We start from the raw sequence: 12817 nt of genomic DNA, 5'->3' as shown, positions 1-12817 counted from the left end.
GCGCGCCCGTTGCCGCCAAGCCGCGCCGCCATGGCCCCCGCCGCCCCCACCAAGCGCGTGACGCTGTCCGAACCGCTGCCGCTCGACGGCGGGCAGTCGCTGGCGGGCGTCGAGGTCGCCTACGAGACCTATGGCGACCTCGCCGCGGATCGCGGCAACGCGATTCTCGTGTGCCACGCCCTCACCGGTGACCAGTACGTCGCCAGCGACCACCCCGTGACCGGCAAGCCCGGCTGGTGGGAACGGATGGTGGGCCCCGGCAAGCCGATCGACACGAACCGCTTTCACGTGATCTGCGCCAACGTCATCGGCGGCTGCATGGGATCGACCGGCCCGGCGAGCATGGCGCCGGACGGCAAGCCCTGGGCCATGCGGTTTCCCGTGATCACCATCCGCGACATGGTCCGCGCCGAGGTTGCGCTGCTCGACGCGCTGGGCATCGAGCGGCTGCACGCGGTCGTCGGCGGGTCGATGGGCGGGATGCAGGCGCTGAGCCTGGCGGCGAACTTTCCCGAACGCGCCGCCCGCGTGCTCGCGATCGCGACCACTGCCCGCCACTCGGCGCAGAACATCGCCTTCCACGAAGTCGGCCGGCAGGCGGTGATGGCTGATCCCGACTGGCAGGACGGCGACTATTACGGATCGGGCAGGCAGCCGGACAAGGGCCTCAGCGTCGCGCGGATGGCGGCGCACATCACCTACCTCAGCGAAGCTGGCCTCACCGACAAGTTCGGGCGGAACCTGCAGGACCGGGACAGCAAGACCTTCGGCTTCGACGCCGATTTCCAGGTCGAAAGCTACCTGCGCTACCAGGGCAGCGGCTTCACCCAGCGGTTCGACGCCAACAGCTATCTCTACATCACCCGCGCGATGGATTACTTCGATCTCGCGGAGGAGCACGGCGGCAGGCTCGCCGAGGCGTTCGCGGGCAGCAAGGCGCGGTTCTGCCTCGTCAGCTTCGATTCGGACTGGCTCTATCCGACCGCGGAAAGCCGTCACGTGGTTCACGCCCTCAACGCGGCAGGCGCGGCGGTCAGCTTTGTCGAGCTCTCGGCACCGAACGGCCACGACAGCTTCCTGCTCGAACACCCGGCGCTCGACCGCGTGGTCAAAGGCTTCATCGGGTGAGCGGGGCTGCCACGCATCTGCGGCCCGACCTGGCGGTCATAGCCGCGAACGTCGCGCCGGGCACCCGCGTGCTCGACATCGGCTGCGGCGACGGGGCGCTGATGGCGGCGCTCGGCGCGAAGGACTGCGATGCGCGCGGAATGGAAATCGATCCCGCGCTGGTCGAACGCTGCGTCTCGCGCGGGCTGTCGGTGGTGCAGGGCGATGCCGACCGCGACCTCGCCGACTATCCCGACAAGGCGTTCGACTACGCGATCCTCAGCCAGACGCTGCAGACCGCGGCGCGGCCCGACCGGATGCTCGACGAACTGCTGCGGGTGGGGCGGCAGGCGTTCGTCTCGTTTCCCAACTTCGCCCACTGGCGCATGCGCGCGTCGCTGGCGCTGGGCGGACGTATGCCGGTGACCCGCCACCTGCCCGTGAGCTGGTTCGAGACGCAGAACATCCACCACGTCACCGTTCTCGACTTTCGCGAACTGGTGCGCGCGATGGACGTGCGGATCGAGCGCGAGTGGTTCTTTTCCGGCGAGCGGCCCGTCGGCTCTGCGGGTGCGAACTGGCGCGCCGAATATGCCCTGTTTGAGCTCTCCCGATGACCACCGTTACCCGCTTCGCCCCCTCGCCCACGGGATTGCTCCACGTCGGCAACATCCGCACCGCGCTCCACGCCTGGCTGCTCGCGCGCCGGCACGGCGGGCGGTTCCTGCTGCGCATCGACGACACCGACGCCGAGCGCAGCCGCGAGGAATACGTCGAAGCGATCCGCGCGGACCTCGCCTGGCTCGGGCTCGAACCCGATGGCGAGGAGCGCCAGTCGGCGCGGCTGGCGATATACGAGGACGCGTTCGCGAAGCTGCGCGAGGCGGGGCGCGTCTACCGCTGCTACGAGACTGCGCAGGAACTCGAACTCAAGCGCAAGGTCCTCCTGGGACGCGGCCTGCCGCCGATCTACGACCGCGCGGGGCTGGCGCTGACCGACGCCGACCACGCGCGTTTCGCGGCCGAAGGGACGATGCCGCACTGGCGCTTCCGGCTCGACCACGACGCGCCGATCGAGTGGGACGACGGCATCCGCGGGCGCCAGCACTTCGATCCCGCGCAGCTTTCCGACCCGGTGATCCGCCGCGCCGACGGGTCGTGGCTCTACATGCTGCCAAGCGCGATCGACGACGCCGAGATGGGCGTTACCGACGTGCTGAGGGGCGAGGACCACGTCAGCAATACTGCCGTGCAAATCCAGATGTTTACCGCGCTTTTTGCTGCAGGCTTCGGTGCAGCGAAAACGCTCCCGGGATTCGCGCACGAGGCGCTGCTGGTCGGGCGCGAAGGCAAGCTGTCGAAACGTCTCGGATCGCTGTCGGCGTCCGCGCTGCGCGAGAACGGGATCGAGCCGGAGGCGCTGGTCGCGCTGCTCGCGCGGCTGGGAACATCGCTACCGGTCGAACCGATCGCGAACCGCCAGGTGCTGATCGAGACGTTCGACCTCGCGACCTTCGGGCGCGCGCCCGCGCGTTTCGACGAGGCCGAGCTCGAACGTCTGAATCACGCGATCGTCCACCAGCTGGACTACGCCCAGGTCGCAGACCGGCTGCCCGCGGGAATGGACGAGGCCGCGTGGCTGGCGATCCGCCCGAATCTCGAGACGGTGTCCGACGCGGCCGACTGGTGGCGCGTGGTAACCGGGCCGGTCGAACCGCCTGCGTTCGATGACGACACGCGCGCCTATCTTGCGCTCGCGGCGTCTGTGATGACCTGGGGCGACGATCCGTGGGCCGCGCTGACCGCCGCGCTCAAGGACGCGACCGGGCGCAAGGGCAAGGCGCTGTTCCTGCCGCTGCGCCAGGCGCTCACCGGAATGGACCACGGCCCCGACATGCACGCGTTGCTGCCGCTGATCGGTGAAGCGGCGGCGCGCGAGCGGCTGGAGAAGGCGGCCGCCGGGGCCTGACCTACTGCAGGGTGACCCGCTCCTCGTCGGGGTCCGAACGGCCGAAGAAATGCATGAGCTGGATCAGGAGCTCGCACCGCTGCGACAGGGTTTCGGCCTCCAGCAGCGCCTGCTTGGCAGCCGGATCGAACGGCGCGATCTGGCTGACGCCGTCGATCAGCGTACGATCGTCGAGCCGGGCGACCGAATCCCAGTCGACGAGATAACCCTGCGCCTCGGCAAAAGCGCGCGCCTCCTGCTCGAAACCGGCACGCTCGACGCTGGCGAGTGTCTCGCTCCCGTCATCCGCGAGAAGGTCCGCCTCGACCTGCCGGAACGGGGTCGTGACGTCGAGTTCGCGGCGGACGCGGAAGCGCGCCTCGCCGGCGAGCACGATGTTGTAGCGGCCATCGTCCAGTGCCTCGACCTCGTCGATCTTGCCGACGCAGCCCACGTCATAGAGCGGCGCGCCTTCGGCCGCGGTCTGGGGCTGGATCATCGCGATCCGGCGATCGCGGGCGAGCGCATCGCCGACGAGCGCGCGGTAGCGCGGCTCGAATATGTGCAGCGGCAGGTGCAATCCGGGGAAAAGGATCGCGCCCGGCAGCGGAAAGATCGACAGGCGGGTCGCCACGGCTATCCGAACAGCAGCGTCGAAAGCTTGCGCCGGGTGGCGACCGTCCACGGGTCTTCCAGCCCGACCGCCTCGAACATCTTGACCAGCCGCGCGCGGGCGGCGCCGTCGTTCCATTCGCGATCGGTGCGGATCATGCCGAGCAGCGTTTCGCCCGCGGCCTCGCGGTCGCCGCTGGCGAAAGCGGCTTCGGCATAGGCCATCTGCGCCTCCATGTCGGCCGGCCGTTCGGCCGCCGCGGCGCGGAGCGCCTGCAGTTCGCTGTCGTCGACCCGCTCGCCTGCAAGTTCGAGCGCCGAGAGCGCCGTCCTCACCGCGGGATCGCCAGCGAGCTTTTCGTCAAGGGCGGCGGCATGCGCCTGGGCATCCTCGGCGCGGCCGGCGGCGACGAGCGCGCGGATCAGCCCGGCGTGGGCCGCGGCATCATCGGGCGCCATCTCGACGACCTGGGAAAAGATCCCCGCCGCCCGCTCGCCGTCACCGTCGGCCAGGACCTGTTCGCCCATCTCGACGAACTGGGCGACGTCGGCCTTGGCCTGGCGCGCGGCGTCGCCGCCCAGCGGCAACTGGTCAAGCAGCTGGTCGAGCATCGCCTTCAGCTGCGATTCGGTGCGGGCGTTGGTCAGGTCGGCGACCGGCTGGCCCTGGAACATTGCATAGACCGTGGGGATCGAGCGCACCTGGAACTGCGCGGCGATGAACTGTTCCTCGTCGACATTGATCTTGGCCAGCACCACGCCCTTGTCGGCATAGTCGGCGCAGACCTTCTCGAGGACCGGGGTCAGCGCCTTGCACGGCCCGCACCATTCGGCCCAGAAATCGAGCACGACCAGATTGGTCATCGACGGTTCGACGATGTCCTTGCGGAAGCGGTCGACCGCCTTCTGCTCTTCCAGGTTCAAACCCATGCTGGCCACGTGCCGGTCCCCTCTTGCGTCGGTTGCGCGTTGGATGCGCCGTTCGGATGCGTGAGGCCAATGTGGGCCTTCGCCCGCGTTTGTGAAGCGAAAACCGGTGCGAGCGAAATGGGGCGATTTTGCGCTTGCGGCCCCTCGCACCTGTTGCTAATCGCGCGCCTCCCCGGCCCGGGACCACGGTCCCAGGCCAACGCCAGTGAGCGGGCGTAGCTCAGGGGTAGAGCACAACCTTGCCAAGGTTGGGGTCGAGAGTTCGAATCTCTTCGCCCGCTCCATCTTTCCGATCCAGATCGCATGGCGCGTTCCCGCGACGGGACCGCAGCATAGCGACCCGGCCCGCGCCCTTGCGCCGGCTGAGCGATTCGCCGGTCGGGACTGCCGTTTCCCCGTGCCACGCCGCTCGTCGTTCGGCAGACGCGTTTTGTCTGGTGCGCTGCACAATTGACTTGCACCGCGCGGCGGTCCGGCTAGGTGCGCGGCGTGACTGTATATCATCGCGCCAGCCGCATCGCCATCGCCCTTCTCCTGTGCTCGCCGCTCGCCCTGCCGGGCGCGCCGGCCTCCGCGCAGGATGCGCCGTCCCCACCCCCCGCGCCCGCAACGACCGGCGACCAGCCCGACGACGACCTCCATAACCGGCAGACCAGCGGGGGGCAGATCATCGTTACCGCCGCGGGCCTCAAGCGGCTCGACATGCTCGCGGGCACCACCGCGATCGAGGGCCTCGAGCTCCAGCGGTCGCTGGCGGGGCAGGTCGGCGAAGTGCTGGCCGGACAGCCGGGCGTGTCGATGAGCGGCTTTGCGCCCGGCGCCTCGCGCCCGGTTCTGCGCGGTTTTTCCGGCAATCGCGTAAAGCTGCTGATCGACGGCATCGGCTCGATCGACGCGTCCAACGTGTCGGACGACCACGCCGTCGCGCTCGACCCGTTCAACGCCGAACGGATCGACGTTCTGCGCGGCCCCGCCGTCCTGCTTTACGGCAGCCAGGCCATCGGCGGAGCGGTCAACCTGATCGACAAGCGCATCCCGTTGCGCCTTCCCGACGAGCCGGTTCACTTCGACGCCATGGCGAGCGGCAATACCGTGGCCGACCTGCGGCAGGGCGCGGTTTCCTTCGACGCACCGCTCGGCGGCGGGTTCGCCGGGCATGTCGATGCCGGTTACAGCCGGACAGGCGACCTTGCGATTCCCGGCTATGCCATTGCCGCACCGCTGCGCACCGAGCTGCTGTCGCGGGCGGACGCCGTTTCCGCGAGCGATCCGGGGCTGGCGGCGGTCCTGCGCGAGCAGGCCGGCCAGAAGGACGTGCTTCCCGGCAGCGGCGCACGCACCTGGAGCGCGACGGGCGGCCTTGCCTTCTTTTCCGGCGACAGCAACCTCGGCGCCTCGCTCGGCTACTACGACACCTACTACGGCGTGCCCGTGCGGCCCGGCACGGACGAGAACGATCCCGGCCACATCGGCCTCAGGCAATGGCGCGGCGACATGCGCGCAGAAGTGGCGCTGGGCAATGGGGTGTTCGAGAAGCTGACGAGCCACGCGGCCTACAGCCACTACACGCACACCGAATTCGAGGGCGACGGGGAGCCGGGCACGACGTTCAGCGTCGAAGGGCTCGAAGCCCGCGCCGAGCTCGTCCAGGCGGAACGTTCGGGCTGGTCCGGTTCGCTGGGCGTGCAGTACGATTTCCGACACCTCGACACCATCGGCGACGAGGCGATCGTTCCGCGCAACCTGTCGGATCATCTCGCCTTCTTCGCGCTCCAGGAAGTGCCGCTCGGCGACGCGTTGCGGCTGCAGGTCGCGGGGCGTTACGAACGCGCGACGATCGCGGCGCCCGATGCGGGTTTCAACCGCGCCTTCGATACGGCCTCCGGCGCGATCGGACTGAGCTATGCGATTGCGCCCGAATTCGACCTCGGCGTCAATGCCAACCGGGTCGCGCGCGCGCCCAGCCCGGAGGAACTCCTCGTCGACGGATTCCATCCCGCGACGCAGGTCTACGAACGCGGCGATCCCGGACTTGCGCCAGAGCGGGCCTGGGGCGGCGAGGTCTTTGCCCGTGGGCGGATCGGCCGGACCGACCTCACCCTCACCGGCTTCTACAACCGCTTCGACGGCTTCATCTACGAGGCCGACACCGGGAGCGAGATCGATGGGGCCCCGGTCTTCGAGTTCCGGCAGGCCGGTGCGAGTTATCGCGGCATCGAGGGCGAGATCGCGATGCCGGTCATCCGGAACGGTCCGGTTTCGCTGCGCAGCGAGATCAAGGGTTCGTACGTGCGCGCCCGCCTCGCCAACGGTAGCGGCAACGTGCCGCGGATCCCGCCGCTGACGCTGTCCGGCGCACTCGAGGCGGAAGCCGGGGCGTTCACCGCCCGCGGCGAGGTCGCGTGGGCCGCGCGGCAGGACAAGGTCGCGGCGGGCGAAACGCCCACCGACGGCTACACCTTCGTCGATGCCTCGCTCGCATGGCGCCCGATCCGGGGCAACGACAACCTGACGCTGCTGATCAAGGCCGAGAACATCTTCAACGTGACCGGGCGCCTCGCGACCAGCCTGACCAAGGATTATACGCCCTTGCCGGGCCGCAACTTCGCGGCAAGCGTGCGGGTCAGCTTCTAGCCCGCGTGCAGATCAGCCGGGGTGGCCGTCACCGTCGCGGTCGCGGGTTCCGAGCGCCTCGGCGCGGCCTTCGGCCCGAGCGGCCCGAAGCTCGGCCTCGTGCGCGCGCGCCTCGGCGTCGGCGGCGGCCCGCTCGCCCTTGCGCTGGGCGCGCATCCGGTCGTAGCCCCAGTACATGTGGCCATAGGCGAACACCATCAGCAGCCCGCCCGCGATCGCGACGTTCTTGATCGCCTGTGCGGCCTGCAGCGGGTCGCCGAACTGGTTGTGGAAGAAGAACACCGTCAGCAGGGTGAAGCCGAACAGCAGGATCGAGACCAGCCGGGTCATGAACCCGAGCGCGAGCAGGAGTCCGGCGACCACTTCGAACACGCCCACCGGCTGCGCCAGGCTGCCCGGCAGGTTCGCCGCCTCGAGCAGCGATGCCGCGCTCGACGGGTCGATGATCTTGGGGATGCCGGCGAGCACGAACAGCAGCGCGAGCAGCAGGCGGCCGATGAAGGCGGCGATGGCGGACATGAAGCGGTTCCTTTCCCCTGTTCCGGCGATCAAACGCGCGGGCGAGGGCAAAGTTGCACGGAGCGCCCCTATTCCTCGACGGCGAAAGTGATCTCGGCGTGCTGGCGCAGCCGCTCGACGAGCGCCTCGCCCAGGAACGCGCCGGGCGTGCCGATGCCGCCCGGTGCGTCGATTTCGAGCAGTGCCATGCCGGTTTCCGCCAGCATCCGGCTGGTCGATCCGTAGCCGGGGTCGTACCTGCCCTTGACCGCGTAACGCAGCGAGCGGCCGTCCGGCATCTCGGCGACGAGCAGCACGTCGTAGAAGCCGTTCTCGCGCTCTTCAGGGGTCGGCCCCTCGCCCGGCTTGGGCGGCTTGGCGCCGAAGGGGTTCTTCATCGCGCCGGCCAGCGCCTCGGCCGCCGCCTTGCCCGCTTCGCCGGGGCTGGTGAGCATCATCTCGTCGTAGCGAAAGTCCTCTCCCCACGGATGGCCGAGCAGGAAGTTCGTGCGGTGCACGTTCTTGGTGTTGATCGGCGCCATCACGAAGGGCGCGGCCCACTTGCCGAGATCAGCCTCGTAATGCGGGATCATCCCCGAAGGCTGGTCGGGCCCCTCGAAGCCGGGGGTGAGGCCGAAGCTCGAACGCAGGATGCCGAGCAGCGAGGGCTTCTTCGCGACCGCCTTCATCGTTTCGGTCAGGCTCGCGACCGTTCCGCCCGAGGCGCCGCCCGCCATCCCGCGCACCCGCCCGCGCACCCGCGGCGCGGGCGCGCCGAAGCGGGTCTTGGCTTCCTTCTGCGCCATCAGCACGCCGAGATCGAACGGGATCGAATCGAAGCCCGACGAAAAGCAGATGCGCGCCCCGCTCGCCTTCGCGGCAGCCTCGTGTTCGTCGATCTTCTGCCGCATCCACACCGGCTCGCCGCACAGGTCGGCATAGTCGGTACCCGCGCGCACGCAGGCGGCCACCAGTTCGTCGCCGTAGAGCTGATACGGGCCCACGGTCGTCAGCACGACCCGCGTGCGGTGGCACATCGCGTCGAGCGTGCCGGGATCGCCGGCATCGGCGATCACCAGCGGCGTGTCGGCGGGCGCGCCGATCAGGTCGCGCACTTCCTCGAGCTTGGACTTGCTGCGGCCCGCCATCGCCCACGTGGGTGCATCGGGCTTGCCGCCGTATTCGCGCACGAAATGCTCGGCCACCAGCCGCCCGGTGTATCCGGTGGCCCCGTAGACGACGATATCGAATTCCCTGCCCGCCATGCTCGCTCTCCTCGATGCGAGGAATGCGCCTTGGCCAGGGCCGAGTCAAAGCCGCTACGTCAGCGCCGCTCGCTCACAATCGGGGAAGCGTGACCCCGCGCTGGCCCATGTACTTGCCCGCGCGGTCCCGGTAGCTCGTTTCGCACCGCTCGTTGCCCTGGAGGAACAGGAACTGGCACGCGCCCTCGTTGGCGTAAATCTTCGCCGGCAGCGGCGTGGTGTTCGAGAATTCAAGCGTGACGTGCCCTTCCCAGCCCGGTTCGAGCGGGGTCACGTTCACGATGATCCCGCAGCGGGCATAGGTGCTCTTGCCGAGGCAGATCACCAGCACGTCTTCGGGCACGCGGAAGTATTCGACCGTGCGGGCCAGCGCGAACGAGTTGGGCGGGATCACGCAGACGTCGGTCTTGCGATCGACGAACGAGTTGGCGGCGAAGTCCTTGGGGTCGACCACGGCCGAATCGACGTTGGTGAAGATCTTGAACTCGTCGGCCACGCGCGCGTCGTAGCCGTAGCTCGACAGGCCGTAGCTGATGCAGCCTTCCCGCCGCTGCGCCTCGACGAAGGGCTCGATCATCCCGCGGGTCGTCGCCGCCTCGCGGATCCACCTGTCGGAGAGAATCGCCATGACGCGGTGATTCCCCACCGCGCGGCGCGGGGCAAGCGCGCGCCCCGACTTATCCGGAGCGCGCGCCTGTCTCGCCCGTCGTCAGAACCGGACCGTGCCGGTCACGAACACCTGCCGCGGGTTGCCGTAGAACGCGGTCAGCGTCTTCTCGGTGCCGAGCCCGCCGCCCGGCAGGCCGTTGGTCCCGAGGATCAGCGCGCCGGTGGTCGGGTTGGTCGCGACGAAGGTATAGCCCGAGGTCTTGTATTCCTTGTCGGTCAGGTTGCGGCCGTGGAGGCCCAGGCTCCAGCGCTTGCCGGGTGCGGTGTAGACGAGGTTCGCGTCCAGCAGGGCGTAACCCGGCTGGTCGATGTACGGGTTGGGAATCTCGAACTGGTAGGTCTTCGAGCGGTACGACAGCGTCGTGCTGAAATCGAGGTCGCCCTCGCCCACCGGCGTCGAGTACGCCAGCGTGCCGCTGGCGGTCCACTTGGGCGTGTTCTGCACCTTGCGGAACTGCGCGACGTCGGTCGGCACGTTAGCGATGTTGGTGATGTACTCGTCGAACTGCGCGTCGATGTAACCGAGGGTGCCCGCGAAGGACAGCCGGTCACCTGCCGCGATGAGGTCACGCCCGAGGCGCGCGGTGGTTTCGAACTCGAGGCCCTTGAACGTCGCCTTGCCGGCGTTCGAGACGACCCCGCAGAAGGTCACCACCCCGCCCGCGGTGCAAGGTACCGACCCGGGGATCTGGACATCGGTGTAGTCGGCGTAAAACCCTGCCAGCGCGACATAGAGCGCGCCGTCCATCAGGCTGCCCTTGTAGCCGACCTCGTAGCTGTCGACCTGCTCGGGCGCGAAGCTCAGGAACTGCGCGATCTCGTCATTGGAACGCAGCCCGTCGCGATTGAGATCCGGGGCATTGATGCCGACGCCGCGCGGATCGAAGCCACCCCCCTTGAAGCCCTGGCTGAAGCTTGCGTAGAGGTTGTGGTCGGGCGTCGGCTGGAAGCTGAGCGACGCGCGCGGGGTGAACTTCCGGAACTCGCGGCTGCCCTTGAAATCGGTCGCCGGGGCGCCCGCCTTGACCCCTGCTCCCCCAAACACCGGCGATCCGCCGCCGACGTAGTTCTGGCGCAGAATGGCGGCGGTGCGGGTGTCCCAGGTATAGCGTCCGCCCAGCGACAGGCTGAGCTGGCTGGTCAGGTCGATCGTCGCGTCGGCGAACACGGCATAGGTTTCGGTATCGACGTCCGCCTCGGTGAAGGCGGTGAAGCCGGCTACGGTCGTGAACAGGCGAACGTCGAACAGGGTATCGGCCTGCGCGTCGAGGTAATAGAACCCGGACAGAACCGACAGCGGTCCACTGTCGTAGACGAGCTGGAATTCCTGGCTGATCTGCTCGTTGCGGTAGATGCCCGGCACGTCGAGGTCGACCGCGGGCAGCGCGTCGAAGTCGATCGGGGTGGCGGTGTCGTCCTTGCGCCACGCGCTGATCGAACGGAACGTGAGCGCATCGGACAAGTCGACGCTGACGTTCATCGCCAGGCCGTAGGCCTCGATCTCCTGTTCGGGATCGTTCAGGCCGCCGCGGCTATCGTAGACATTGCTCAGCACCGGCGCGCCCGAGGCGAGGCCGGGGATCAGCCGGTGGCCGCCGCGCGGATTGCTGTCGTCCTTGGTATAGTCGCCCGAAATGCGCACCAGCACGGGCTCGCCGTACCCGCCCAGTTCGAACGTGCCGCGCGCGGCCCATACGTCCTTGTTGTAGTTGTCGAGGCCCGTGGTCAGGTTCTTGCCGAACCCGTCGCGGGTCAGGCGGGCAACCGCGCCGCCCACGCGGACCAGGTTGCCCATGGGCAGGGACCCGCTGACGACGCCGTCGAGCTGATTGTAGGTGCCGTACGTCGCCTTGAGCCTGAGCGCGGGATCCTGGGGCAGCGCCTTCGTCACGTACTTGACCGCACCGCCGATCGTGTTGCGTCCGTAGAGGGTGCCCTGGGGGCCGCGCAGGACCTCGATCCGGTCGACCTCGTAGATGTCCATCACCGCAGCCTGCGGTCGGTTGAGATAGACGTCGTCGAGGTAGATGCCGACGCCCTGCTCGAAACCCGAAACGGGGTCCTGCTGGCCGACGCCGCGAATGAAGGCCGACAGCGTCGAATTGGTGCCGCGGCTCGCCTCGAGCGTGGTGTTGGGGGTGGTATTGCCGATGTCGGTGATGTCGATCGCCCCGGCCTGCTCGAGCGCGGCCGCGCTGTAGGCGGTCACCGCGATCGGAACGTCCACCAGCGCCTCCTCGCGCCGCCGCGCGGTCACCACGATGCCACCTTCCTCCGCCGCGGCAGGCGCCGGTGCCGCCGGTTCGTTGGGCAGGTCCTGGGCGAGCACGGGGCAGGCAACGGCGGTGGACGCGAGCGCGAGCGCGATATGGCTGGCGCGGACGGTCAAGCGGATCATGCAATAGTCTCCCGGAACGTTACGCGGCTATCGTGCCCCGCGTGTAACCGGCCTCATATTGAAACTTGAACCACCTTTCAACTTCATTATTGCCGTTGCCGTCGCTTGGTCCTATCCGTGGCGCCGTGGCCACAGATTCCCGCCTTCCCGCGAGCGCCGCCAGCCCCGGCAAGGAGCCGCGGACGGCGCGCGGGCGCGAAACGCTGCGCAAGCTGCTCGACGCGGCGGCGAAGGAATTCGGCGACCTGGGCTTCCACGCGGCCTCGATCAGCGGGATCACCCGCCGCGCGGGCACCGCGCTGGGCAGTTTCTACACCTACTTCGACAGCAAGGAGGCGATCTTCTCCGCGCTCGTGCGCGACATGAGCCAGGCGGTCGCCGAAACCGTCGCGGCCGAGGTTCCGCCGGGGTCGCGGGGCATCGCGATGGAAAGCGAGGCGCTCGCCGCGTTTCTCCGCTTTGCCCGCACGCACAAGGAAATCTACCGGATCATCGACGAAGCCGAATTCGCCGATCCCGACAGCTACCGGGCGCACTACGATGGCACCGCCAGGCGCATCGAGGCGCGGCTCGACAAGGCGCAGGATCTCGGCCTCGTCACGCCCGGCGACAACGAGGTGCGCGCCTGGGCGCTGATGGGCGCCAACGTGTTCCTCGGGATGCGGTTCGGCGTGTGGGACGACAGCCGCCCGGTCGAGGACATTACCGCCGCGGTGACCGCGCTGCTCGAGGGCGGGATCGCCCGGCGCTAGGGGC

11 protein-coding genes and 1 tRNA gene are annotated in these 12817 nt (G+C 68.8%); 6 read left to right on the top strand and 6 right to left on the bottom strand.

The annotated features are described in order from the left end of the window. Positions 1–30 precede the first annotated feature (30 nt). Genes metX through gltX form a run of 3 tightly spaced genes read left to right on the top strand, consistent with a single transcriptional unit; the run spans position 31 to position 3076 of the window. The gene (gene metX / locus N0B51_RS13240; protein ID WP_259963003.1) at positions 31–1128 is read left to right on the top strand and encodes a homoserine O-acetyltransferase MetX; all 1098 of its coding nucleotides are present in this window, start codon (positions 31–33) and stop codon (positions 1126–1128) included. Then, the gene (metW, locus tag N0B51_RS13235) at positions 1125–1724 is read left to right on the top strand and encodes a methionine biosynthesis protein MetW (RefSeq protein ID WP_259963001.1); all 600 of its coding nucleotides are present in this window, start codon (positions 1125–1127) and stop codon (positions 1722–1724) included. Before metX ends, metW begins: the two co-directional genes overlap by 4 nt. Continuing rightward, positions 1721–3076 carry a glutamate--tRNA ligase gene (gene gltX, locus N0B51_RS13230; RefSeq protein ID WP_259963000.1) on the top strand — a complete coding sequence of 452 codons (1356 nt, stop codon included), beginning with the start codon at positions 1721–1723 and terminating at the stop codon, positions 3074–3076. Before metW ends, gltX begins: the two co-directional genes overlap by 4 nt. A gap of 1 nt (position 3077) precedes the next feature. Here gltX and N0B51_RS13225 read toward each other — a convergent pair whose 3' ends face one another. Further along, complete coding sequence (locus N0B51_RS13225) at positions 3078–3689, bottom strand: LON peptidase substrate-binding domain-containing protein (protein ID WP_259962998.1); 612 nt, start codon at positions 3687–3689, stop codon at positions 3078–3080. Between the two features lie 2 nt (positions 3690–3691). After that, positions 3692–4597: a tetratricopeptide repeat protein gene (locus N0B51_RS13220; RefSeq protein ID WP_259963102.1), complete on the bottom strand. Its 906-nt coding sequence runs from the start codon at positions 4595–4597 to the stop codon at positions 3692–3694. Positions 4598–4806: 209 nt separating this feature from the next. On the opposite strand from N0B51_RS13220, the gene N0B51_RS13215 reads away from it, so the two are divergent. Together N0B51_RS13215 and N0B51_RS13210 are read left to right on the top strand one after the other, a co-directional pair. Next, positions 4807–4881, top strand: a tRNA-Gly gene (locus tag N0B51_RS13215). Positions 4882–5086: 205 nt separating this feature from the next. Beyond that, positions 5087–7231, top strand: a complete 2145-nt coding sequence (locus N0B51_RS13210) for a TonB-dependent receptor (RefSeq protein WP_259962996.1) — start codon at positions 5087–5089, stop codon at positions 7229–7231. 12 nt (positions 7232–7243) lie between these two features. On the opposite strand, the gene N0B51_RS13205 is transcribed toward N0B51_RS13210, so the two are convergent. From N0B51_RS13205 to N0B51_RS13190, 4 genes are all read right to left on the bottom strand, one after another. Continuing rightward, complete coding sequence (locus N0B51_RS13205) at positions 7244–7750, bottom strand: DoxX family protein (protein WP_259962994.1); 507 nt, start codon at positions 7748–7750, stop codon at positions 7244–7246. A 68-nt stretch (positions 7751–7818) separates the two neighbouring features. Beyond that, complete coding sequence (locus N0B51_RS13200) at positions 7819–8994, bottom strand: saccharopine dehydrogenase family protein (RefSeq protein WP_259962992.1); 1176 nt, start codon at positions 8992–8994, stop codon at positions 7819–7821. A gap of 73 nt (positions 8995–9067) precedes the next feature. Further along, the gene (dcd, locus tag N0B51_RS13195) at positions 9068–9622 is read right to left on the bottom strand and encodes a dCTP deaminase (RefSeq protein WP_259962989.1); all 555 of its coding nucleotides are present in this window, start codon (positions 9620–9622) and stop codon (positions 9068–9070) included. An 81-nt stretch (positions 9623–9703) separates the two neighbouring features. After that, a complete protein-coding gene (locus N0B51_RS13190; RefSeq protein ID WP_259962988.1) occupies positions 9704–12061 on the bottom strand; it encodes a TonB-dependent receptor in 2358 nt (785 codons plus the stop codon). 125 nt (positions 12062–12186) lie between these two features. On the opposite strand from N0B51_RS13190, the gene N0B51_RS13185 reads away from it, so the two are divergent. Further along, positions 12187–12813, top strand: a complete 627-nt coding sequence (locus N0B51_RS13185; RefSeq protein ID WP_259962987.1) for a TetR/AcrR family transcriptional regulator — start codon at positions 12187–12189, stop codon at positions 12811–12813. Positions 12814–12817: the final 4 nt, after the last annotated feature.

Origin of the sequence: Tsuneonella litorea (assembly GCF_025154015.1) — a bacterium.
Lineage (GTDB): Bacteria > Pseudomonadota > Alphaproteobacteria > Sphingomonadales > Sphingomonadaceae > Tsuneonella > Tsuneonella litorea.
This window is presented reverse-complemented; position numbering and strand designations above follow the sequence as displayed.